The organism is Streptomyces sp. ActVer (assembly GCF_027270795.1).
GTDB lineage: Bacteria > Actinomycetota > Actinomycetes > Streptomycetales > Streptomycetaceae > Streptomyces > Streptomyces umbrinus_A.
On record NZ_JAPWHT010000089.1, the window covers coordinates 1 to 22,347 of the forward strand.

At 70.7% G+C, this 22,347-nt stretch carries 22 protein-coding genes; 21 read left to right on the forward strand and 1 reads right to left on the reverse strand.

Translation table 11 applies throughout. From position 1 onward, the window contains the following. The 3 genes from O3Q52_RS16815 to ftsH all read left to right on the forward strand — a co-directional run. On the forward strand, positions 1 to 1,866 hold a 1,866-nt coding region (locus tag O3Q52_RS16815; protein WP_269649592.1), incomplete at its 5' end, for a [protein-PII] uridylyltransferase. A gap of 210 nt (positions 1,867 to 2,076) precedes the next feature. Further along, on the forward strand, positions 2,077 to 3,630 hold the full coding sequence (gene ffh / locus O3Q52_RS16820) for a signal recognition particle protein (RefSeq protein WP_269649593.1): 1,554 nt from the start codon (positions 2,077 to 2,079) through the stop codon (positions 3,628 to 3,630). A 175-nt stretch (positions 3,631 to 3,805) separates the two neighbouring features. Then, positions 3,806 to 5,746 carry an ATP-dependent zinc metalloprotease FtsH gene (gene ftsH / locus O3Q52_RS16825; RefSeq protein ID WP_269649594.1) on the forward strand — a complete coding sequence of 647 codons (1,941 nt, stop codon included), beginning with the start codon at positions 3,806 to 3,808 and terminating at the stop codon, positions 5,744 to 5,746. A gap of 435 nt (positions 5,747 to 6,181) precedes the next feature. Here the strand turns inward: ftsH and O3Q52_RS16830 are convergent, their stop codons facing one another. Further along, a complete protein-coding gene (locus O3Q52_RS16830; protein ID WP_269649595.1) occupies positions 6,182 to 7,051 on the reverse strand; it encodes an SAM-dependent methyltransferase in 870 nt (289 codons plus the stop codon). Between the two features lie 199 nt (positions 7,052 to 7,250). Between O3Q52_RS16830 and proS the strand changes: the two genes are divergently transcribed. From proS to O3Q52_RS16920, 18 genes are all read left to right on the forward strand, one after another. Next, complete coding sequence (proS, locus tag O3Q52_RS16835; protein WP_269649596.1) at positions 7,251 to 8,666, forward strand: proline--tRNA ligase; 1,416 nt, start codon at positions 7,251 to 7,253, stop codon at positions 8,664 to 8,666. 260 nt (positions 8,667 to 8,926) lie between these two features. Continuing rightward, positions 8,927 to 9,523, forward strand: a complete 597-nt coding sequence (locus O3Q52_RS16840; protein ID WP_269649597.1) for a hypothetical protein — start codon at positions 8,927 to 8,929, stop codon at positions 9,521 to 9,523. Positions 9,524 to 9,843: 320 nt separating this feature from the next. Continuing rightward, positions 9,844 to 10,263: a 30S ribosomal protein S16 gene (rpsP, locus tag O3Q52_RS16845; RefSeq protein WP_269649598.1), complete on the forward strand. Its 420-nt coding sequence runs from the start codon at positions 9,844 to 9,846 to the stop codon at positions 10,261 to 10,263. A gap of 2 nt (positions 10,264 to 10,265) precedes the next feature. Next, positions 10,266 to 10,505 (forward strand): RNA-binding protein, encoded by a 240-nt coding sequence (locus tag O3Q52_RS16850; protein WP_003973401.1) that lies wholly within the window; start codon positions 10,266 to 10,268, stop codon positions 10,503 to 10,505. A gap of 105 nt (positions 10,506 to 10,610) precedes the next feature. Beyond that, complete coding sequence (gene rimM / locus O3Q52_RS16855; RefSeq protein ID WP_269649599.1) at positions 10,611 to 11,201, forward strand: ribosome maturation factor RimM; 591 nt, start codon at positions 10,611 to 10,613, stop codon at positions 11,199 to 11,201. Next, positions 11,201 to 12,022 carry a tRNA (guanosine(37)-N1)-methyltransferase TrmD gene (gene trmD, locus O3Q52_RS16860; RefSeq protein WP_269649611.1) on the forward strand — a complete coding sequence of 274 codons (822 nt, stop codon included), beginning with the start codon at positions 11,201 to 11,203 and terminating at the stop codon, positions 12,020 to 12,022. The genes rimM and trmD overlap by 1 nt, the downstream gene beginning before the upstream one ends. Positions 12,023 to 12,158: 136 nt before the next feature. Further along, positions 12,159 to 12,509, forward strand: a complete 351-nt coding sequence (gene rplS / locus O3Q52_RS16865; RefSeq protein WP_067026952.1) for a 50S ribosomal protein L19 — start codon at positions 12,159 to 12,161, stop codon at positions 12,507 to 12,509. A 47-nt stretch (positions 12,510 to 12,556) separates the two neighbouring features. Next, entirely contained in the window at positions 12,557 to 13,315 is a 759-nt protein-coding gene (lepB, locus tag O3Q52_RS16870; protein ID WP_269649600.1) for a signal peptidase I, read from the forward strand. Further along, the gene (gene lepB, locus O3Q52_RS16875; protein ID WP_269649601.1) at positions 13,308 to 14,402 is read left to right on the forward strand and encodes a signal peptidase I; all 1,095 of its coding nucleotides are present in this window, start codon (positions 13,308 to 13,310) and stop codon (positions 14,400 to 14,402) included. Before lepB (O3Q52_RS16870) ends, lepB (O3Q52_RS16875) begins: the two co-directional genes overlap by 8 nt. Continuing rightward, complete coding sequence (gene lepB / locus O3Q52_RS16880) at positions 14,287 to 15,231, forward strand: signal peptidase I (protein WP_269649612.1); 945 nt, start codon at positions 14,287 to 14,289, stop codon at positions 15,229 to 15,231. The genes lepB (O3Q52_RS16875) and lepB (O3Q52_RS16880) overlap by 116 nt, the downstream gene beginning before the upstream one ends. An 80-nt stretch (positions 15,232 to 15,311) precedes the next feature. Next, positions 15,312 to 16,058: a signal peptidase I gene (lepB, locus tag O3Q52_RS16885; protein WP_269649602.1), complete on the forward strand. Its 747-nt coding sequence runs from the start codon at positions 15,312 to 15,314 to the stop codon at positions 16,056 to 16,058. A 121-nt stretch (positions 16,059 to 16,179) separates the two neighbouring features. Then, positions 16,180 to 16,665, forward strand: a complete 486-nt coding sequence (locus O3Q52_RS16890) for an NUDIX hydrolase (RefSeq protein WP_269649613.1) — start codon at positions 16,180 to 16,182, stop codon at positions 16,663 to 16,665. 55 nt (positions 16,666 to 16,720) lie between these two features. Next, the gene (locus O3Q52_RS16895) at positions 16,721 to 17,029 is read left to right on the forward strand and encodes a DUF2469 domain-containing protein (protein WP_055510545.1); all 309 of its coding nucleotides are present in this window, start codon (positions 16,721 to 16,723) and stop codon (positions 17,027 to 17,029) included. 141 nt (positions 17,030 to 17,170) lie between these two features. Next, positions 17,171 to 17,542, forward strand: coding sequence for a YraN family protein (locus tag O3Q52_RS16900; protein WP_269649603.1), 372 nt, complete (start codon positions 17,171 to 17,173; stop codon positions 17,540 to 17,542). After that, complete coding sequence (locus O3Q52_RS16905) at positions 17,542 to 19,167, forward strand: YifB family Mg chelatase-like AAA ATPase (protein ID WP_269649604.1); 1,626 nt, start codon at positions 17,542 to 17,544, stop codon at positions 19,165 to 19,167. The genes O3Q52_RS16900 and O3Q52_RS16905 overlap by 1 nt, the downstream gene beginning before the upstream one ends. Then, positions 19,164 to 20,393, forward strand: a complete 1,230-nt coding sequence (gene dprA, locus O3Q52_RS16910; RefSeq protein WP_269649605.1) for a DNA-processing protein DprA — start codon at positions 19,164 to 19,166, stop codon at positions 20,391 to 20,393. The genes O3Q52_RS16905 and dprA overlap by 4 nt, the downstream gene beginning before the upstream one ends. A gap of 272 nt (positions 20,394 to 20,665) precedes the next feature. Beyond that, a complete protein-coding gene (whiG, locus tag O3Q52_RS16915; protein WP_269649606.1) occupies positions 20,666 to 21,502 on the forward strand; it encodes an RNA polymerase sigma factor WhiG in 837 nt (278 codons plus the stop codon). Between the two features lie 140 nt (positions 21,503 to 21,642). Further along, on the forward strand, positions 21,643 to 22,200 hold the full coding sequence (locus O3Q52_RS16920; RefSeq protein WP_200401489.1) for a TetR/AcrR family transcriptional regulator: 558 nt from the start codon (positions 21,643 to 21,645) through the stop codon (positions 22,198 to 22,200). The last annotated feature ends 147 nt before the right edge of the window (positions 22,201 to 22,347 follow it).

A 22,347-nucleotide genomic window follows, 5' to 3' on the forward strand; every position in this document is an offset into this window, starting at 1 on the left:
GCCGACGCCCCGCGCGAGGGCCTCTCCGACGCCCGCAGGCGCCTCCTGGACGTCCGTGACGCCCTGCACCTCGCCACCGGCCGCGCCACCGACCGCCTCTCCCTCCAGGAGCAGGACCAGGTCGCCGCCGAACTCGGCCTGCTCGACGCCGACACACTCCTGCGCCAGGTGTACGAGGCCGCCCGCGTCGTCTCGTACGCCAGTGATGTCACCTGGCGCGAGGTGGGGCGCGTGCTGCGGTCGCGCGCCGTCCGTCCGCGACTGCGCAAACTGGCAAGGGAGCGAAGCGACTTCCTCAGAAGGGCGGTGGTGGGCGACGGGAGGGCGCTGGGCGGCGGCAAACCGACCGCCGAGCGCTCACCGCTGGCCGAGGGCGTCGTCGAGCAGGACGGCGAGGTCGTCCTCGCCCGCGCCGCCCGCCCCGACCGCGACCCCGTACTTCCCTTGCGTGCCGCCGCCGCGGCCGCCCAGGCGGGCCTGCCCCTCTCCCTGCACGCCGTGCGCCGCATGGCCGCCGGGGTCCGCCCGCTGCCCACGCCCTGGCCCGCCGAGGCCCGCGAGCAGCTCGTCACGCTGCTCGGCTCGGGCCCCTCGACCATCGAGGTCTGGGAGGCCCTGGAGGCGGAAGGCCTGATCACCCGGCTGCTGCCCGACTGGGAGCGCGTCCGCTGCCGCCCGCAGCGCAACGCCGTCCACATCTGGACCGTCGACCGCCACCTGATCGAGACGGCCGTCCGCGCCGCGGAGTTCACCCGCCGCGTCCACCGCCCCGACCTGCTGCTGGTCTCCGCCCTGCTGCACGACATCGGCAAGGGCTGGCCCGGCGACCACTCCGTGGCCGGCGAGATCATCGCGCGGGACGTGGCCGCCCGGATCGGCTTCGACCGCTCGGACGTGGCCGTGCTCGCCACCCTCGTACGCCATCACCTGCTGCTCGTCGAGACGGCGACCCGGCGTGACCTGGAGGACCCGGCGACCGTGCGCTCGGTCGCCGAGGCGGTCGGCTCGCAGGGCACGCTGGAACTGCTGCACGCGCTGACCGAGGCGGACGCGCTGGCCACCGGGCCCGCCGCCTGGTCCTCGTGGCGCGCCTCCCTCGTCGCCGACCTGGTCAAGCGGGTCGCCGCCGTGCTCGCCGGGGACACCCCCGAGGAGCCGGAGGCCGCCGCGCCCACCGCCGGGCAGGAGCGGCTCGCCATCGAGGCGGCCCGCACCGGCGGACCCGTGCTCGCGCTGCGCGCCCAGACCGAACCGCCGACCGAGCCGCTCACCGAGGAGCCGTCCGGCGACCCGGAGCCCCTCGGTGTGGAACTGCTCATCGCGGTACCGGACCAGGCAGGCGTCCTGCCGGCCGTCGCGGGCGTCCTCGCCATGCACCGGCTCACCGTGCGGACGGCGGAGCTGCGGGCGCTGGACCTGCCCGACGGCGTCTCCGGCTCCGTCCTGCTCCTCGACTGGCGGGTCGCCGCCGAGTACGGCTCGCTGCCGCAGGCCGCCCGCCTGCGCGCCGATCTCGTACGTGCCCTCGACGGGTCCCTCGACATCGCGGGGCGCCTCGCCGAGCGCGACGCCGCGTATCCGCGTCGGCGGGGCATCGTGGCGCCGCCGGCCCGGGTGTCCGTGGCCGCCGCCGCGTCCCGGCTCGCCACGGTCATCGAGGTGCGTGCGCATGACGCGCCTGGGCTGCTGCACCGGATCGGTCGGGCGCTGGAGGAGGCGCAGGTGCGGGTCCGTAGTGCGCACGTGTCCACGCTGGGGGCGAATGCGGTGGACGCGTTCTATGTGACTGGGGCTGAGGGAGCACCGTTGCCCGGGGAGCAGGCGGCTTCGGTTGCCCGGGCGCTGGAGGACACGTTGCGGGAGTGAGTGTTCCGTTGGCGGGTTGTTCGACGGCTGCGGGCCGGCCGTGGCTGGTCGCGCCCACGCGGCGGAGCCGCACGATGTCACAGCCCCGCGCCCCTGTCGGGGCTCCGAGGGCGGAACCCTGTGACGGGGTGGAGACCCTTCCTGGCGCGGGCAGATACCCTGGAGGGCGGACCTGCCCCCCTGCCCCCTACTTGAGGATTCGCGACCGCCGTGTTCGACACTCTCTCCGATCGCCTCGCAGCGACATTCAAGAACCTTCGCGGCAAGGGGCGCCTGTCCGAGGCGGACATCGACGCCACCGCGCGCGAGATCCGTATCGCCCTGCTGGAAGCGGATGTCGCGCTGCCGGTCGTGCGGGCCTTCATCAAGCAGGTCAAGGAGAGGGCCCTCGGGGCCGAGGTGTCGCAGGCACTGAACCCCGCCCAGCAGGTCATCAAGATCGTCAACGAGGAGCTCGTCGGCATCCTCGGCGGCGAGACCCGTCGGCTGCGCTTCGCCAAGCAGCCGCCGACCGTGATCATGCTCGCGGGTCTGCAGGGTGCCGGTAAGACCACGCTCGCCGGAAAGCTCGGCAAGTGGCTCCAGGGCCAGGGGCACGCCCCGCTGCTGGTCGCGTGCGACCTCCAGCGCCCGAACGCGGTGACCCAGCTGAGCGTCGTCGCCGAGCGCGCCGGGGTCGGCGTCTACGCCCCCCAGCCGGGCAACGGCGTCGGCGACCCTGTCCAGGTCGCCAAGGACTCCATCGAGTACGCGAAGCAGAAGCAGCACGACGTCGTCATCGTCGACACCGCCGGCCGCCTCGGCATCGACCAGGAACTGATGCAGCAGGCCGCGGACATCCGCGACGCCGTCTCGCCGGACGAGATCCTCTTCGTCGTCGACGCGATGGTCGGTCAGGACGCGGTCAACACCGCCGAGGCCTTCCGTGACGGCGTCGGCTTCGACGGCGTGGTGCTCTCGAAGCTCGACGGCGACGCCCGTGGTGGTGCCGCGCTCTCCATCGCGCACGTCACCGGCCGCCAGGTCATGTTCGCCTCGAACGGCGAGAAGCTGGACGACTTCGACGCGTTCCACCCGGACCGCATGGCGTCCCGCATCCTCGGCATGGGCGACATGCTCACGCTGATCGAGAAGGCCGAGCAGACCTTCTCGCAGCAAGAGGCCGAGCAGATGGCCGAGAAGCTGGCCTCCAAGAAGGGCCAGGACTTCACGCTCGACGACTTCCTGGCCCAGATGGAGCAGGTCAGGAAGATGGGCTCCATCTCCAAGCTGCTCGGCATGCTCCCCGGCATGGGTCAGATCAAGGACCAGATCAACAACCTCGACGAGCGCGACGTCGACCGCACGGCCGCCATCATCAAGTCGATGACCCCGGGCGAGCGCCAGGAGCCGACGATCATCAACGGCTCGCGCCGTGCCCGTATCGCCAAGGGTTCCGGTGTCGAGGTCAGCGCGGTCAAGGGATTGGTCGAGCGGTTCTTCGAGGCCCGCAAGATGATGTCCCGTATGGCCCAGGGCGGCGGCATGCCGGGAATGCCCGGGATGCCGGGCATGGGTGGCGGCCCCGGTCGCGCGAAGAAGCAGCCCAAGAAGGCCAAGGGCAAGCAGCGCTCCGGCAACCCGATGAAGCGCAAGCAACAGGAGGAAGAGGCCGCCGCACGCCGCGAGGCCGCGGGCCAGGCCGGCGGCGCCTTCGGCCTCCCGGGCGGCCAGCAGCCGCAGGACTTCGAGCTCCCGGACGAGTTCAAGAAGTTCATGGGCTGACGACTTTTCGGTACGAGGCTGGGGGCGCCCTTCTTTGGGAGGGCGCCCCCAGCCTCGTTCGTGCGGGTGCCGGGTGCCGGGTGCCGGGTGCCGGGCGTCAGGCTTCGGGCCTCGGGGGTCGCTGCCGGCCCTCTGCGCGCATGCTGGGGCGGCCTTCGTGTCGTAACGTCCGGATATGAGCAACCCTGTGCCGCCGCGCAAGGCCCCCGACCGGCCATGGCGCTCCGAGGGCACTCCGGAGGAGGAGTCGCCGAAGCCGTCGCCCGGTGGCGGGAGGCGGATGCGCGGCGGCTGGTGGGGCCTGGCCCTCACCGCCCTGGTCGTCTTCCTCGTCGCCTACCTCGGGCTGTCCTTCTTCAACGAGGGCGACGAACCGACGATCTCGTACACGGAGTTCAGCAGGCAGGTCGACGACGGCAACGTCACCAAGATCTACTCCAAGGGCGACGCCATCCAGGGTCAGCTCAAGAAGGCGCAGGACAACCCCGGGGACGACGGGAAGTACACCAAGTTCAAGACCCAGCGCCCGGTCTTCGCCGACGACCAGCTCTGGGAACAGCTGGACAAGCACGACGTGACCGTGACGGCCGAGCCGGTGGTCCAGCAGCGCAGCCTCCTGTCGAACCTGCTGATCTCGCTGGCACCGATGCTGCTGCTCGTCGTCCTGTGGATCTTCATCGCCCGGCGGATGAGGACAGGCCTCGGCGGCGCCGGCGGCATGCTCGGCCGCAAGGCGCCGCCCAAGCCGGTCGAACTGCAGCCCGGCGCCCCGCGCACGACGTTCGCGGACGTGGCCGGTATCGACGAGGTCGAGGGCGAGCTCAACGACGTGGTCGACTTCCTGAAGAACCCGGACGCCTACCGCAGGATGGGCGCGAAGATGCCGCGCGGGGTGCTGCTCGCGGGTGCGCCCGGCACGGGCAAGACGCTGCTCGCGCGGGCGGTCGCGGGCGAGGCGGGCGTGCCGTTCTTCTCGGCCTCCGCCTCGGAGTTCATCGAGATGATCGTGGGCGTCGGCGCCTCGCGCGTGCGGGAGCTGTTCGCGGAGGCCCGCAAGGTGGCTCCTTCGATCATCTTCATCGACGAGATCGACACCATCGGGCGGGCGCGGGGCGCCGGTTCCGGCATGGGCGGCCATGACGAGCGCGAGCAGACGCTGAACCAGATCCTCACCGAGATGGACGGCTTCTCCGGCTCCGAGGGCGTGATCGTCATCGCGGCGACCAACCGGGCCGACGTCCTGGACCCCGCGCTGACCCGGCCCGGCCGCTTCGACCGGGTCGTCAACGTCTCGCCTCCCGACCGTGCCGGCCGCGAGGCGATCCTGGAGATCCACACCAGGGAGATCCCGCTCGCGCCGGACGTCGACCTCGGCCAGATCGCCCGTACGACGCCGGGCATGACCGGTGCGGAGCTGGCCAACCTGGCGAACGAGGGGGCGCTGCTGGCGGTGAAGCGCAAGCAGTCCCAGGTCACCCGGAGCGACCTCTCCGAGGCGCTGGAGAAGGTGCAGCTGGGTGCGGAGCGGCCGCTGGTGATGCCCGAGGAGGAGCGGCGGCGCACCGCCTACCACGAGAGCGGGCACGCGCTCCTCGGCATGCTGCAGCCGGGCGCCGATCCGGTCCGCAAGGTCACCATCGTGCCGCGCGGGCGGGCGCTGGGGGTCACGCTGTCCACACCTGACGCCGATCGGTACGCGTACACGGAGGAGTATCTGCGCGGGCGGATCATCGGGGCGCTGGGTGGCATGGCGGCGGAACATGTCGTCTTCGACGTGGTCACGACCGGTGCCGAGAACGATCTGGAGCAGGTCACCAACATCGCCCGGGGCATGGTCGCGCGCTGGGGCATGAGCGAACGGGTCGGCCGTCTCTCCGCGCTTCCCGGTGACGCCCAGCAGGCGTACGGGCTCTCTGCCGCGCCGGAGACCCTCGACACGATCGAGCACGAGATGCGGCGGATCGTGGACGAGTGCTACGAGGAGGCGTGTGGCAAGCTCCGCGTCCATCGGCCCCAGCTCGACGCCCTCGCGGCGGCGCTCCTGGAGAACGAGACGCTGGAGGAGACGGACGCGTACCGAGTGGCGGGGGTCACCCGCCTGACGAAGGACGACTGAGTCCCACTTTCCTCGCCCCCGCCGCCCCTACCCTCCCCCACTCTCGGCTTCGCTCGAGCGGGGGGACCCCCATCGTCCCTGCCTCAGGGGCTCCGCCCCCGAACCCCCGCTCCTCAAACGCCGGAGGCGCTGGAGGACTGGCTGCTTGGTGTTGAGTGCGGGTCGCCTGTGGCTGGTCGCGCAGTTCCCCGCGCCCCTGGAAGGCGGGGCTGCGCCCCGGCTTCCAGCCTGTCCGGCGTTTGAGGACGAGGCTGTTCAGGCCGATCATCCACCCGCCTGCGGTCAACCCATCTGCTCAGCCACCCGCCCCGCGCTAGCCCCCCACCCAGCCCGTCCGGCGTTTGAGGACGAGCGCGGAGCGCGATGCGGGGGGTCCGGGGGCGGAGCCCCCGGGGATGGGACGGGTAGGGGCGGCGGGGGCGAGGGAAATCCGGGTCAGGGTGTGCGGGCGATCAGGTAGCGGAAGATGTTCGGCATCCATACCGTCCCGTCACGGCGCTTGTGCGGATGCAGGGCCTCGCGGAGCTCCTTGTCGACCTGGGCCTGATCCGTGGCGGCGACGGCAGCGTCGAACAGCCCCGTGGAGACCAGCCCCCGTACCGCGTTGTCCACATCGGCGTACCCGAAGGGACAGGCAACCCGCCCCGACCCGTCGGGCCGAAGCCCGGCACGCTGGGCGACCTCCTCCAGATCGTCCCGAAGGGCGGGCCGCCAACTCCCCGCCCCCCGAAGCGGATCCGCCAGCTTGGTGGCGACCCGCAGTACCGAGGCGGTAGCGCACCGCTCCGGCGGCCCCCACCCCGCGATCACCACAGGAACCCCCCGCCCCACAAGCGGACGCGCCCCCGCCAGCAACTCGCCCAGCCCTTCGGAGTCCCCGCCCGCACACCCGATCGGCTCGAAGGCCGTCACCAGGTTGTACGCGGACGGCCCCGGGCCACCCGCGTCGGACGCGAGGTCCGCCGGCTCACCGTCGACCAGCCGAGTCCCGGCACGCGCACGCGTGCCCCACGCCTGGGGCAGTAACCGCTCCCGCGCGAGAGCCAGCCGCTCGGGCGCGCCGGCATCGACACCGGTGACCCCGGCGCCGCGGGAGGCAGCCATGAGCAGCGCGAGACCCGATCCGCAGCCGAGCCCCAACAACCTGGTGGCAGAGCCCACTTCGAGCCGCTGGTACACGGCCTCGTAGAGCGGGACGAGCATCCGCTCCTGAATCTCGGCCCAGTCACGCGCGCGTGCCCACGGGTCCACCCGGGGCACAGTCCCCGCGTGAGGTTGGTGATGCCGCACGAGCGTAGGTGTCATCGAAAGCGCCCCAATCCGCCGAGAGTTGCTTCTTGTGCCCCGTTTCTCCGCCCCCGTGCAGTGCGCGCGCACTCCCCCCGTATGCCAGGAAACTCCGCGCTCGTCGTGGCGTCCAGGGGTTACGGAGCCCGGTTTGCGTGCCACCGGCGCGCGCCGTAAAAATTCACATACCGGCAACATGTGCCCGTACCATCGCGCCATGGCAAAGGCACCTGTTCTTACGCCTCGGGCGGACGATTTCCCGCGCTGGTACCAGGACCTGATCAGCAAGGCCGAGCTGGCCGACAACGGTCCGGTGCGCGGCACGATGGTCATCCGGCCGTACGGCTACGGGCTGTGGGAGCGGATGCAGCAGGAGATGGACGCCCGGATCAAGGAGGCGGGTGCCCAGAACGCGTACTTCCCGCTCTTCATCCCGCAGTCGTACCTGACCAAAGAGGCCGAGCACGTCGAGGGCTTCGCGCCCGAGCTCGCCGTCGTGACGCACGCCGGCGGCAAGGAGCTGGAGGAGCCGGTCGTCGTCCGCCCCACCTCCGAGACGATCGTCAACGACTACTTCTCCAAGTGGGTGCAGAGCTACCGCGACCTCCCGCTGCTGATCAACCAGTGGGCGAACGTGGTCCGTTGGGAGATGCGCCCGCGCGTGTTCCTCCGTACGACGGAATTCCTGTGGCAGGAGGGACACACGGCCCACGCCACCTACGAGGACGCCCGGGACTACGCCGCGCACATCCACGAGAAGGTGTACGCCGACTTCATGGTGAACGTCCTGGGCATCGACGTGGTGCTGGGGCGGAAGACGCCGAGTGAGCGGTTCGCGGGGGCCGTCAACACGCTCACGCTCGAAGCGATGATGGGTGACGGCAAGGCCCTGCAGATGGGCACCAGCCACGAGTTGGGCCAGAACTTCGCGAAGGCCTTCAACACCCGGTACCTGTCCAGGGAGGGCCGGGAGGAGCTCGTCTGGCAGACCTCCTGGGGGTCCTCGACCCGCATGGTGGGTGGCCTGATCATGTCGCACGGCGATGACAGTGGGTTGCGGGTGCCGCCGCGCCTCGCCCCCGTACAGGCCGTGGTCCTCGCCATCAAGGGCGACGATGCGGTTCTGGCCAAGGTCCGCGAGATCGGCGACCTGCTGAAGGCGGCGGGCGTACGTGTCCGGGTCGACGACCGCACGGACGTCCCGTTCGGCCGCCGCGCCGTCGACTGGGAACTCAAGGGCGTGCCCGTACGTATCGAGGTCGGCCCCCGTGACCTGGAGAACGGCACCGCGATGCTGGCCCGCCGCATCCCCGGAGGAAAGGAACCGGTGGTGATCGACTCCCTCGTACGGCTGCTGCCCGCCGTTCTCGAGGAGGACCAGGCTCTGCTGCTGACGCAGTCGCGCGAGCGGCGGGAGTCCCGGACGTCCGAGGTGTCGACGATCGGGGAGGCCGTCGAGGCCGCCGTCGCCGGCGGCTGGGCGCGCATCCCCTGGGCCACCCTGGGCGAAGAGGGCGAGGCCGAGCTCGCGGCGCACGCGGTGACCGTACGCTGTCTGGTCGCGGAAGACGGGTCGGTGCCCGGGAGCGACGACGCACCCGGTAACGTCGCCGTCGTGGCCCGCGCCTACTGAGCCCCGGCATTCCGCCGCGAGAAGGACCGAAACGCCTCTTGCGCATCTGATGACCGCAGGTGCCCCGGCGCGCGGACACCGTCTACAGGCCGGGGCGTACGAGTCACTACGTACCGGCTAGGTGTGAACTGTGAGGCTTCTCCGCAGATCAGCGCACCCGCCCTCGTCAGGACGCATCAGCGGCAACTGACGGGTACGTGCAAATTATTTGGGATGCCCCGGAATAGGAACACAGAGGCACCCCGGCTCGTTGTCATTACGTGAGCACGACACCACCTGTTCTCGCCGCAGAGCTGGCAGGGGCGTGGGCCGACATTCAGCGGCACCACACCGAGCTGCCCGATCTTGCCGCGCCAGAGTCCCTGATCGGAGAGTCGTCGTCCGCCTGCGGGCACGAGCTCTCCTTCGAACGACTGCTTCACGAAGCAGTCCACGGCATCGCCGCCGCCCGAGGTGTCCGAGACACCTCCCGCGCCGGCCGGTACCACAACCGCAGATTCCTCGCGATCGCCGAGGAGTTGGGCCTGGACCACCCCGAGGAGCCGCATCCCAGCAGTGGCTTCTCGCTGGTCACGCTCAACCCCGAGGCGAAGCGGCGCTACCGCCCGACGATCGAGCGGCTGCAGCGCGCCCTCAAGGCGCACACGGTCGCGACCGCCGCGGACACGGCCCGCAGCTTCCGGGGCCCGGCCGCCCGGCACGGCTCCTCCGGAGGGGGCGTGCGGGTGAAGGCCGTGTGCGACTGCGGGCGCAACGTCCGCGTCGTTCCGTCGGTCCTCGCCCAGGCGCCGATCGTGTGCGGAGGGTGCGGGAAGCCGTTCCGCATCCCGGAGGTGGTCGGCGCCGCAGCGGGGTGAGCGGACAGTCGTCGTAGCGGCGGGCCGTCGTGCCGCCGGGGTGTGCGGGAGAGCGCAGTGGCATCTCGTGGGTGCCGGATTGCGCAGCGGCCCACCTCGACGGCGACACCCGCGTGGGGCCCGATCGTGCCGCGGGCCGGTCATGCGCTGCCCGGGTCGAGGCCCCGGTCAGGGTGTGGCAGAATGGCCAGCTGTACTCGACAGCCGCACAGGACCCCTCTCTCCTCCGGCTGACGCGTCCATCGGGCACTCGGGTACCGCAACCCCACGCGGCAATTTCGTCGTGCCCAACCACGTCAAGACCAGGAGACACCACTCCAGTGGCAGTCAAGATCAAGCTGAAGCGTCTGGGCAAGATCCGTTCGCCTCACTACCGCATCGTCGTCGCCGACTCCCGTACCCGCCGTGACGGCAGGGCCATCGAGGAGATCGGTCTGTACCACCCGGTGCAGAACCCCTCGCGCATCGAGGTCGACTCCGAGCGTGCGCAGTACTGGCTGGGTGTCGGCGCGCAGCCGACCGAGCCCGTGCTCGCCATTCTCAAGCTGACCGGCGACTGGCAGAAGCACAAGGGCCTGCCCGCCCCGGCGCCGCTGCTCGTGGCCGAGCCGAAGGCCGCGCGCCCGCTGTTCGACGCCCTGGGCGGCGACGACACGGGCAAGGGTGAGGCCATCACCCAGAAGAAGAAGGCTGAGAAGAAGGGCGAGGCTTCCGCCGAGTCCGCGTCGACCGAGGCCTGAGCATGCTCGAGGAGGCTCTCGAGCACCTCGTGAAGGGCATCGTCGACAACCCGGACGATGTGCAGGTCGCCTCGCGCAACCTGCGTCGCGGACGCGTTCTCGAGGTCCGGGTGCACCCCGACGACCTCGGTAAGGTGATCGGCCGCAACGGCCGCACCGCACGCGCCCTGCGCACCGTCGTGGGCGCCATCGGCGGCCGCGGCGTCCGTGTCGACCTCGTCGACGTGGACCACGTCCGCTGACGTAAAACGCAGCACCGGCTCGGGCCGGGGAGGGCCATTGGGCCGTCCCCGGCCCGTAGTCGTCTACGCGGCAATGCCGTAGCCACACGACAGGAGATCAGGCAAGTGCAGTTGGTAGTCGCGCGGGTGGGCCGCGCCCATGGCATCAAGGGCGAGGTGACCGTCGAGGTACGTACCGACGAGCCGGAGCTGCGGCTCGCGCCCGGCGCCGTCCTGGCCACGGACCCCGCCACGGCCGGTCCGCTGACCATCGAGACGGGGCGGGTGCACAGCGGCCGCCTCCTGCTGCGCTTCGAGGGCGTACGCGACCGCAACGGCGCCGAGGCGCTGCGCAACACCCTGCTGATCGCCGAGATCGACCCGGACGACAAACCCGAGGACCCGGACGAGTACTACGACCACCAGCTCATGGACCTGGACGTCGTCCTGGAGGACGGCACCGAGGTCGGACGGATCACCGAGATCTCGCACCTGCCCTCGCAGGACCTCTTCGTGGTGGAGCGGGCCGACGGGACCGAGGTGCTGATCCCGTTCGTCGAGGAGATCGTCGTCGACATCGACCTGGAGAAGCAGCGGGCGGTCATCGACCCGCCGCCCGGACTGATCGACGACCGGGCGGAAATCGCCTCCTCCAGGGATGCCGACAACGCCTCCTCCGGGGATGCCGAAAAGACCTCCGCGGGAGACGAGGCGTGATGCGGCTCGACGTCCTCACGATCTTCCCCGAGTACCTGGAACCCCTGAACGTCTCGCTCGTCGGCAAGGCACGCGCGCGTGGACAGCTGAATGTGCACGTGCATGATCTTCGGCAGTGGACGTACGACCGGCACAACACGGTCGACGACACCCCGTACGGCGGCGGCCCCGGCATGGTCATGAAGACCGACCCCTGGGGCGACGCGCTGGACTCCGTCCTCTCGGACGGCTACGAGACGGGCTCCCACGGGCCCGTCCTGGTCGTCCCCACACCCAGCGGGCGTCCGTTCGATCAGGAGCTGGCCGTCGAGCTCTCCGAGCGCCCCTGGCTGGTCTTCACGCCCGCACGCTACGAGGGCATCGACCGGCGCGTCATCGACGAGTACGCGACCCGTATGCCCGTCTACGAGGTGTCCATCGGCGACTACGTGCTGGCCGGCGGAGAGGCGGCCGTCCTCGTCGTCACGGAGGCCGTGGCCCGGCTGCTGCCCGGAGTCCTCGGCAACGCCGAGTCGCACCGGGACGACTCCTTCGCGCCCGGAGCCATGGCCAACCTCCTGGAGGGGCCCGTCTACACGAAGCCGCCCCAGTGGCGCGGCCGCGGGATCCCGGACGTGCTGCTCAGCGGCCACCACGGGAAGATCGCCCGCTGGCGGCGGGACGAGGCACTGAAGCGCACGACGGCCAACAGGCCGGACCTCATCGAGCGTTGCGACCCTGCGGCCTTCGACAAGAAGGACCGCGAGATGCTCTCCATCCTCGGCTGGCAGCCCGGCCCCGACGGCCGATTTTGGCGCAGGCCAGAGGCCGTGGAAGAATAGGCGGCTGCTGTACGTCGTCCGGCGTGCGCCCCTGCCACAGGGGGACACGACGCCCGCCCCGACTCGCACGGCCTCCCTTTTTTGAACACCGACTTCCGTTGATGACCTGTGGCATCGGCGAAGAAAGCAGACGATCATGTCTCACCTGCTCGACTCAGTCGACTCCGCGTCGCTGCGCAGCGACGTCCCGGCCTTCCGCCCGGGTGACACCGTCAACGTCCACGTCCGCGTCATCGAGGGCAACCGCTCCCGTGTGCAGCAGTTCAAGGGCGTAGTCATCCGTCGCCAGGGCGCCGGTGTCCGCGAGACCTTCACGGTCCGCAAGGTCTCGTTCTCCGTCGGCGTCGAGCGCACCTTCCCGGTGCACACCCCGATCGTCGAGAAGATCGAGCTCGTCACCCGCGGTGACGTGCGTCGCGCGAAGCTCTACTACCTCCGTGACCTGCGCGGCAAGGCCGCGAAGATCAAGGAGAAGCGCGACAACTGAGCACTCGCGCCGGGCTCCGTATGAGGGCCGGATAGCATCTGGCCCCGATGGACGCCGAAGCACAGCACACGGAGCGCGACCGCTCCTCCCACCCCGCCGGATCCGAGGAGATCTCGGACACAGAGGGGACGGAGGAACGGTCGCGTTTCGCGTTGGTGGACCGGGCCGCCGCCCGGCTGCCCGGTGGCCGGATCACCCTGACCGTGCTGTTCTGTCTGTTTTTTCTTCTGCTGCTCAGCCGCTTCGTAATCCAGCCGTTCCAGATTCCCAGTGGCTCGATGGAGCCCGGATTGAGGATCGGGGACCGCGTTCTCGTAAATAAGTTGGCGTACCGTTTCGGTGCTGAGCCGAGGCGCGGTGACGTCGTCGTGTTCGACGGCACCGGTTACTTCGGCGACGCCGACTACATCAAGCGTGTCGTCGGCGTGGGGGGAGACCAGGTGGTCTGCTGCGACAGGCAGGGGAGGATCGAGGTGAACGGCCGGTCGGTCGACGAGTCGTCGTTTCTGTTCCCGGGCGACAAGCCGTCAGAGGTGTCCTTCGACGTCGCGGTGCCCGACGGCACTCTGTTCGTCCTCGGTGACCACCGCGGTGACTCCAGCGACTCCCGCGACCACCTGGGCTCCCCGGGCGGCGGCATGATCCCCGTGGACGACGTGATCGGCAGAGCCGACTGGATCGCCTGGCCCCTCGGCCACTGGACCCGCCTGGAGCGCGTCGACGACTACGCGCGCGTGCCCGCCGCCACAGGACGCAGCGCCCCGGCGGCGAGCGGGCCGAGCACCGCGGACGGTGTCCATGGGTAACCGCGGCAAGCCCCGCAGCGCCCGCAGCGCCGCCGAGGACCTCCTGCCCACCGGTAGCCGGCGTACCGGCGGCCCCGTCCTGCCCGGCCGCGCCGAGCGGCGCAAGCTCGCTCGCAGGGTCAAGCGGCGCAGACAGCGCTCGGCGATCAAGGAAATACCCCTTCTGATAGGGGTCGCCCTGCTCATAGCGCTCGTCCTGAAGACGTTCCTCGTCCAGGCCTTCGTGATCCCGTCGGGCTCCATGGAGCAGACGATCCGGATCGGCGACCGCGTCCTGGTCGACAAGCTCACGCCGTGGTTCGGCTCCAAGCCCGAGCGCGGCGACGTCGTCGTGTTCAAGGACCCCGGCGGATGGCTGGAGGACGAACAGCCGGTGTCGAAGGCGGACGACCCCATCGTCGTCAAGCAGGTCAAGGAGGTGCTGACCTTCATCGGCCTGCTGCCCTCCGACAACGAACGGGACCTGATCAAGCGGGTCGTCGCGGTCGGCGGCGACACCGTCAAGTGCTGTGACACCCAGGGCCGCGTGACCGTCAACGGCATGCCGCTCAACGAGCCCTACATCAACCCCGGCGACAAACCCTCCTCGCTCAACTTCGAGGTCAAGGTCCCCGAGGGGCGCCTGTGGGTCATGGGCGACCACCGCTCCAACTCCGCCGACTCCCGCTACCACCGCACCGAGAAGTACAACGGCACCATCTCCGAGGACGTCGTGGGCCGCGCCATGGTCATCGCCTGGCCCATCGGTCACTGGAGCCGGCTCAACGAGCCGGAAACGTACGCCTCCGTGCCCGACGCGCCCGGTGGGGCGGGCGTTGTGCTCGGCGCGTCGCATAGGGTGGCCACCGCGGATCGATACGGATTGATCCCGCTCCCGACCCCTGCGGAACTCCCGCTCGTTATGGGAGTGGTGGGCCTGCGTCGCATCCGTCGCAGGCGGCGGCACGGAGTGAGGAGTGGATGTGGGGGATTTGGCGGTCGGCGCACGGTCCGGACACGAGGGCCCCGAGGAGCGACCGGAACGACCCGAAGAGTCGGTCCCCCCGGCCGCAGAGGACGACGTGACGGCCGGAGGCGATTCCGGTGACGATGGAGGCAGGGGCGAGTGGGACGGCGACGAGTCCGCCCCGCAGCCGAAGAAACCGCGGTCCTTCTGGAAAGAACTCCCGCTGCTCATCGGCATCGCGCTGGTTCTCGCGCTGCTGATCAAGACCTTCCTGGTACAGGCGTTCTCGATCCCCTCGGACTCGATGCAGAACACCCTTCAGCAGGGTGACCGCGTCCTGGTCGACAAGTTGACCCCGTGGTTCGGCTCGGAGCCCGAGCGTGGCGAGGTCGTCGTCTTCCACGACCCCGCCAAGTGGCTGGCGGGCGAGCCGACCCCGAACCCGAACGCGATCCAGAAGGGCCTCAGTTGGATCGGCCTGATGCCGTCCGCCGAGGAGAAGGACCTCATCAAGCGCGTCATCGGCGTCGCCGGCGACACGGTCGAGTGCAAGGGCACCGGCCCGCTGAAGGTCAACGGCAAGGCGCTGAACGAGACTTCCTACGTGTACCCCGGGAACACGCCGTGCACCGTGGACGACCTCGGCGGGCAGTTCAAGGTGAAGGTGCCGGAAGGCAAAATCTGGGTCATGGGTGACCACCGGCAGAACTCGCTGGACTCCCGTTACCACCAGCAGGACAAGCACAAGGGCTTCGTGCCCGCGGACAACGTCGTGGGCCGCGCCATCGTCGTCGCCTGGCCGCCCACCCGCTGGTCGACGCTGCCGGTGCCGGACACCTTCGACCAGAACCTCAGCGCCGCCGCTCCGGGCGCGCTCGGGCTCGCGGGCGCGGTGCCGCTGGTGCTGTGGCGCAGGCGCCGTCTCACCGTCGGGAACACCAGGGTTTCTGGGCCGGGTACCGCCGGGTAGGGTGCCGTCCCAGATCGCCGATCCTCCGCGGCCCGCACCTGGGCCGCGGGGTCGGTTCTCCGAGTTGGGGGAGCACTGGGATGAGCGGGACAAGTCGTACGGACGAGGGCCACGGACGGCTCGGCAGCAAGCTGTCGGGATTCGCCATGGCCCTCGGCTGTGTGCTCTTCCTCGGCGGCTTCGCCTGGGGCGCGGTCGTCTACCAGCCCTACACCGTGCCGACCGACTCGATGTCGCCGACCATCACGGCCGGCGACCGGGTGCTCGCCGAGCGGATCGACGGCTCCGACGTCGAGCGCGGTGACGTCGTCGTCTTCAAGCAGGCCAGCTGGGGCAACATGCCCATGGTCAAGCGCGTCGTCGCGGTGGGCGGGGACACCGTCGCCTGCTGCACGCAGAACAAGCTGACCGTCAACGGCAAGAAGATCGACGAACCGTATCTCCCCAAGGGCAGCGCGGCCGAGGCAACCACGATCCCGGCCATCAAGGTCCCCGAGGGCAGGCTCTTCCTGCTCGGCGACGAGCGCAGCGGCTCTCTCGACTCCACCGCCCACCTCACGGAGGCCGGCAGCGGCACGGTGCCGCGCAGCGCGGTGGACGCCCGCGTCGACGCCGTGGCCTGGCCCATGAACGGCATGCTGGCCCGGCCCACCAACTTCGAGACCCTCGGCGCCATCTCCGAGCCGGGTCCCCTGCGCCTGGTCCTCACGGCGATCGTGGTCGGCGCGGTACTCGTCCTCGGCGGCGGGGCGTACGGTCCCATCGCCAAGCGGGCGGAGCGCCGGCGCAGCCGCACGGGGACGAGGGAGCAGGCCCTTGCAGGCTGAGGCGCCGCAGGGAGCGGGCGAGCCGTCGGCCGCCGAGTCCGGAAGCGGGGGCGGACAGCCGGTTCCCGGGCCCGGAAGCGCGGGCGAGCGGGCGGTCCCCGGGCCCGATGAACTCGGCGAGCTGCGGAAGGTCGCCCGGGTGGTGCTGCTCGACCCGCAGGACCGCATCCTGCTGCTCCACGGCCACGAACCCGAGGACCCGTCGGACAACTGGTGGTTCACACCGGGCGGCGGCGTGGAGGGCGACGAGACGCGGGAAGAGGCCGCCCGCAGGGAACTCGTGGAGGAGACCGGCATCACCGAGGTCGAGCTGGGCCCGGTGCTGTGGCGGCGGACCTGTTCGTTCCCGTTCGCGGGACGCCGCTGGGACCAGGAGGAGTGGTACTACCTGGCCAGGACGGCGGATACGCGAGACGTGGTGCCCGAGGCCACGGGACTGACCGAGCTGGAACGGCGCAGTGTCGCCGGAGCGCGCTGGTGGACGTGCCAGGAACTTAACCAGGCACATGAGACGGTGTATCCGACCAGACTCGCCGAGCTGCTGCGCAGGCTGCTCGACGAAGGGCCCCCGGCCGGTCCCGAGACCCTCGACACGGAAATCGTCTAGGGGCTCGCGGGGCTGGCGCACAATAGGGGGACGCACGGCTGAAGGGGAACATGCCATGAGCGCCGAGGACCTCGAGAAGTACGAGACCGAGATGGAGCTGAAGCTCTACCGGGAGTACCGCGATGTCGTCGGTCTGTTCAAATACGTGATCGAGACCGAACGGCGCTTCTACCTCACCAACGACTACGAGATGCAGGTGCACTCGGTCCAGGGTGAGGTGTTTTTCGAGGTGTCCATGGCGGATGCCTGGGTGTGGGACATGTACCGGCCCGCTCGGTTCGTGAAGCAGGTGCGCGTCCTTACATTCAAGGACGTGAACATCGAGGAGCTCAACAAGAGCGATCTCGAACTGCCGAGCAGCTGAGGGATCACGGTCGCCGAGCGGCCGGAGGTGGGTACGGCCACTCGTGTGGGTGACTGAGTTGTCCACAACCGAGTGGCCGTCCACCAAGATCCAATAGCGGGCCGCGGCGGGCTCAGTGTGGGTGCCGGAGGTGGTGCCCACATGAAGACGTCCAAGGCACGCAACGCACTGGGGAAGTACGGCGAGGACCTGGCCGCACGGCGGCTGACCGAGTCGGGAATGACGGTCCTGCAGCGCAACTGGCGCTCGGGCAGGGTCGGCGAGATCGACATCGTGGCCCGGGACGGCGACGCGCTGGTCGTCTGCGAGGTCAAGACCCGCCGCACGGGAACCTTCGAGCACCCGATGGCCGCCGTCACCCCCGTCAAGGCGCAGCGGCTGCGCGGCCTCGCCGAGCGATGGCTGCAGGAACACGGAGGAGCCCCACCCGGCGGCGTCCGCATCGACGTCGTCGGCGTCCTGCTGCCCGATCGCGGCGCCGCCGTCGTGGAGCACGTGCGGGGGGTGGCCTGATGGGATTCGCGCGTACGTGCTCGGTGGCCCTCGTCGGAGTGGAGGGCGTCGTCGTCGAGGTCCAGGCGGACCTGGAGCCCGGGGTCGCGGCGTTCACCCTGGTCGGCCTGCCCGACAAGAGCCTGACGGAGAGCAAGGACCGGGTGCGGGCGGCCGTGGTCAACTCCGGGGGCGAGTGGCCGCAGAAGAAGCTCACGGTGGGCCTCAGCCCGGCCTCGGTGCCCAAGAGCGGCAGCGGATTCGATCTGGCGATCGCCTGTGCGGCGCTGGGAGCCTCCGAGCGCATCGACCCACGGGTGCTCTCCGACATCGTGATGATCGGCGAACTGGGCCTGGACGGGCGGGTCCGGCCCGTCCGGGGTGTGCTGCCGGCCGTGCTCGCCGCCGCGGACGCGGGATACGAACAGGTGGTGGTGCCGGAATGCGCCGCCGCCGAGGCCTCGCTGGTGCCCGGGGTGTCCGTGCTCGGCGTCCGCAGCCTCCGGCAGCTGATCGCCGTCCTCACGGACGAACCGGTGCCCGACGAGGAGCCCGACGAGCAGGGCCGCCCGGACCCGCTGCTCGCGGGCCTGCGCATGCCGGGTACGGGCGCGGCCACGGGCATGCACAGCATGGGCGCCATGCAGCACGACCACGGACACGACCTCGCCGACGTCGTCGGCCAGCACTCGGCACGGACCGCGGTGGAGGTCGCCGCGGCCGGCGGACACCACCTGTTCCTGGAAGGTCCACCGGGGGCGGGCAAGACGATGCTGGCCGAGCGACTTCCGGCCATCCTGCCGAGGCTCAGCCGCGGCGAGTCCCTGGAGGTCACGGCCGTCCACTCGGTCGCGGGCCTGCTGCCACCGGGAAAACCCCTGGTCGACGTCGCGCCCTACTGCGCACCGCACCACTCGGCGACCATGCAGGCGCTCGTCGGAGGCGGCCAGGGAATCGCACGGCCGGGCGCGGTGTCGCTCTCCCACCGGGGAGTGCTCTTCCTCGACGAGACACCAGAATTCAGCAGCCACGCCCTCGACGCCCTGCGCCAGCCCTTGGAATCGGGGCACGTGGTGATCGCGCGCAGCGCCGGAGTCGTGCGCTTCCCGGCCCGGTTCCTCATGGTGCTCGCGGCGAACCCCTGTCCTTGCGGCCGTTTCTCGCAGCGGGACAGCCTGTGCGAGTGCCCGTCCTCCGCGATCCGCCGCTACCAGGCACGGCTCTCCGGACCGCTGCTCGACCGGGTCGATCTGAGGGTCGAGGTGGACCGCGTCACCCGGTCCGAACTCACGGAGCGGGGCGCGCGGGGCGAATCCACCGAGACGGTCGCCGACCGGGTGCGGACGGCCAGGGACCGGGCCGCGGCGCGGCTGACGGACACTCCCTGGCGGACCAACAGCGAAGTGCCGGGGCGGGAGCTGCGCAGCCGTTGGTACGCCTCGCCGGGAGCCATGGACGACGCCGAGCGCAGTCTGGAGCGCGGCGTGCTCACCGCGCGCGGTCTCGACCGTGTCCTGCGCGTCGCCTGGACCGTCGCGGACCTGGTGGGGCACGACCGGCCCGACGCGACGGACGTCGCCCTCGCCCTGCAACTGCGCACCGGGGTTCCTCGGGGGGTGCCCATGGCGATCGGAGCGCTGTCATGAGTGGGGACAGCAGGGACAGCAGGGACAGCAGTGGCGGAGGGGACAGCAGAGATCTCAGGGACAGTGGGGATGGCAGGGACGGCGGGGATGACGCGCGGCTCCACCGGGCCTTCCTCGCTCGCGTCGTCGAACCGGGGGACGAGGTCTGCGGACGGTGGCTCCGTGAGATCGGGGCCGCGGAGGTGGTCCGGCGGCTCACCGGAGACGGGCAGCAGTTGGCGGGTGTCACCGACAAACGATGGGCGGGGCTGAGGGCCCGGGCCGAGCGGGCGGACCCGGAGCGGGACCTCGCCGTGGCTCGGGACGCCGGGACGCGGTTCGTGTGCCCGGGGGACGCCGAATGGCCCGCACAGCTGGACGACCTCGGGGACGCGCGGCCCACCGGTCTGTGGGTGCGAGGGCGGCCCAGCCTGCGGATATGGGCGCTGCGCTCGGTCGCGGTCGTCGGCGCACGGGCCTGCACCGAGTACGGCGCGCACATGGCGTCCGTACTCGGCGCGGGGCTCGCCGAGCGGGGGTGGGTCGTGGTGTCCGGGGGTGCCTACGGAGTGGACGGCGCGACACACCGGGGTGCGCTCGGCGCGGGCGGGGCCACCGTCGCCGTACTCGCCTGCGGGGTGGACCGGCCCTATCCGCCCGGGCACACACAACTGATCACCCGCATCGCCGAACAGGGACTGGTCGTCGGAGAGTTGCCGCCCGGCGACCATCCGACACCGAGCAGGTTCATCCTGCGCAACAGAGTCATCGCGGCGTTGACCCGCGGCACGGTGGTCGTCGAGGCGGCGTACCGGAGCGGCGCTCTGGTCACCGCGCGGGCCGCTCAGCGGTTGGGCCGGTACGCGATAGGGGTACCCGGCCCGGCCACCAGCGCGCTCTCGGCGGGGGTGCACGAACTGCTGCGCGGGGACGCGGCGCTGGTCACGGACGCCGCGGAAGTGGCGGAGCTGGTCGGTGACATGGGCGAGCTGGCGCCGGACCGGCGTGGGCCTGTGCTGCCGCGCGACCTCCTGGACCCCGCCGCCGCCCGGGTGCTGGCCGCCCTGCCGGCCCACGGGACCGCATCGCCGCAGGACACCGCCAGGAGCGCCGGCACGACGGCGGACGACGCGGTCGCGAGACTGTACGAACTCCGCTCACTTGGGTTCGTCGAACGACACGGCGACGGCTGGAAGTTGACACGCCAGGCCACTATCTCCGTCGACACGGACCGGGGGCGATGCTGACCGAGAGTGTTCGGCCGTCCGGGCGACACCCCGAAACCCTTGGCAGTTCCCGTAGTTGGCGCTCCACGGCGATTACGCACGGCGACGGTCGTGCCCCTGAGGGGCGCCCAGCGGAACGTATCTGCGCACGGTGGATCCCTCGCCCTTCGCACACTGCGACGCTCCAGTCACGCTACGCTCACAAGGATTCCGACTCAGACAGGCAACTCGACATCAGACCGACAGCTCACTCAGGCACCCCCAGTTCACGGCAGAACGGCACAAGGCGACGAATGCCCCAGCACACCTCCGGGTCTGACCGGGCGGCTGTTCCCCCCGCTGCCCGCGGCGGCGTGCGGCCGCCAGCCCCCTCGACGCTCGACGAGCTGTGGAGGTCGTACAAGACCACGGGCGACGAGCGACTGCGCGAGCAGCTGATCCTGCACTACTCGCCCCTGGTGAAGTACGTCGCGGGCCGGGTGAGTGTGGGCCTGCCGCCCAACGTGGAGCAGGCGGACTTCGTCTCGTCGGGTGTGTTCGGGCTGATCGACGCCATCGAGAAGTTCGACATCGAGCGGGAGATCAAGTTCGAGACGTACGCGATCACGCGGATCCGGGGCGCGATGATCGACGAGCTGAGGGCGCTGGACTGGATCCCGCGGTCCGTGCGGCAGAAGGCGCGCAACGTCGAGCGGGCCTACGCGACGCTGGAGGCACGGCTGCGGCGTACGCCGTCGGAGTGCGAGGTGGCCGGCGAGATGGGCATCCCGGTCGACGAACTGCATGCGGTGTTCAGTCAGTTGTCGCTGGCGAACGTGGTCGCCCTGGAGGAGCTGCTGCACGTCGGCGGTGAGGGCGGCGACCGGCTGAGCCTGATGGACACCCTTGAGGACACCGCGGCCGACAACCCCGTGGAGGTCGCCGAGGACCGGGAACTGCGGCGCTTCCTGGCACGTGCCATCAACACGCTGCCCGAGCGCGAGAAGACCGTCGTCACGCTCTACTACTACGAGGGACTCACGCTCGCCGAGATCGGCAACGTCCTCGGTGTGACGGAGAGCCGGGTCAGCCAGATCCACACCAAGTCGGTCCTCCAGCTCCGCGCCAAGCTGGCGAGCTTCGGACGCTGACCTCGTTTCCTCGGCAACGCCTCTGAAGTGGGACTTCTTTCGGCCGGGGACCCAAGGACCAAGCCCTGACGGACGAGAGTCTCCCGTCTTGGGCGGGGCATCCGTAAAGTGGGAGCGTGCCAAGGATTCGAGCGGCCTCCGTGGCCGAGCACCGGTCGATGCAGCGAGCCGCCCTGCTGGACGCGGCACGGTCACTGCTGTCCGAGGGCGGGACGGAGGCGCTGACGTTCCCGGCACTGGCCGAGCGGACGGGTCTGGCGCGGTCCTCCGTGTACGAGTACTTCCGGTCGCGGGCGGCCGTCGTCGAAGAGCTCTGCGAGGTCGACTTCCCGGTATGGGCGGCCGAGGTCGAGGCGGCGATGGCGCTGGCCGGGACGCCCGAGGGCAAGGTCGAGGCGTACGTCCGCCAGCAGCTCGGTCTCGTCGGCGACCGGCGTCACCGGGCCGTCGTGGCGATCTCCGCGAGCGAGCTCGACGCGGGTGCGCGCGAGAAGATCCGCGCGGCTCACGGGGGACTCGTCGCGATGATCGTGGAGGCGCTGCGGGACATCGGGCACGAGCAGCCCCGGATGGCCGCGATGCTCCTCCAGGGGATCGTGGACGCGGCCGTGCGCAGGATCGAGATCGGTGCGGCCGAGGACCCCGGAGTGATCACCGACGCCGCGGTGGCGATGGCCCTGCGGGGCGTTCAGGGCTGACTCCCTCCGGCGTCGGACGGTCGGGATCCCTCCGGCGTCTGTTTGCCGGAATCCCTCTGCTCTCGGACAGGCGGTGCCCCTCCGGCGTCGGACGGTCGGTGTCGCTCCGGTGTCTGCCGGTCCTGGTGCCACTCAGGTGTGTCGGTC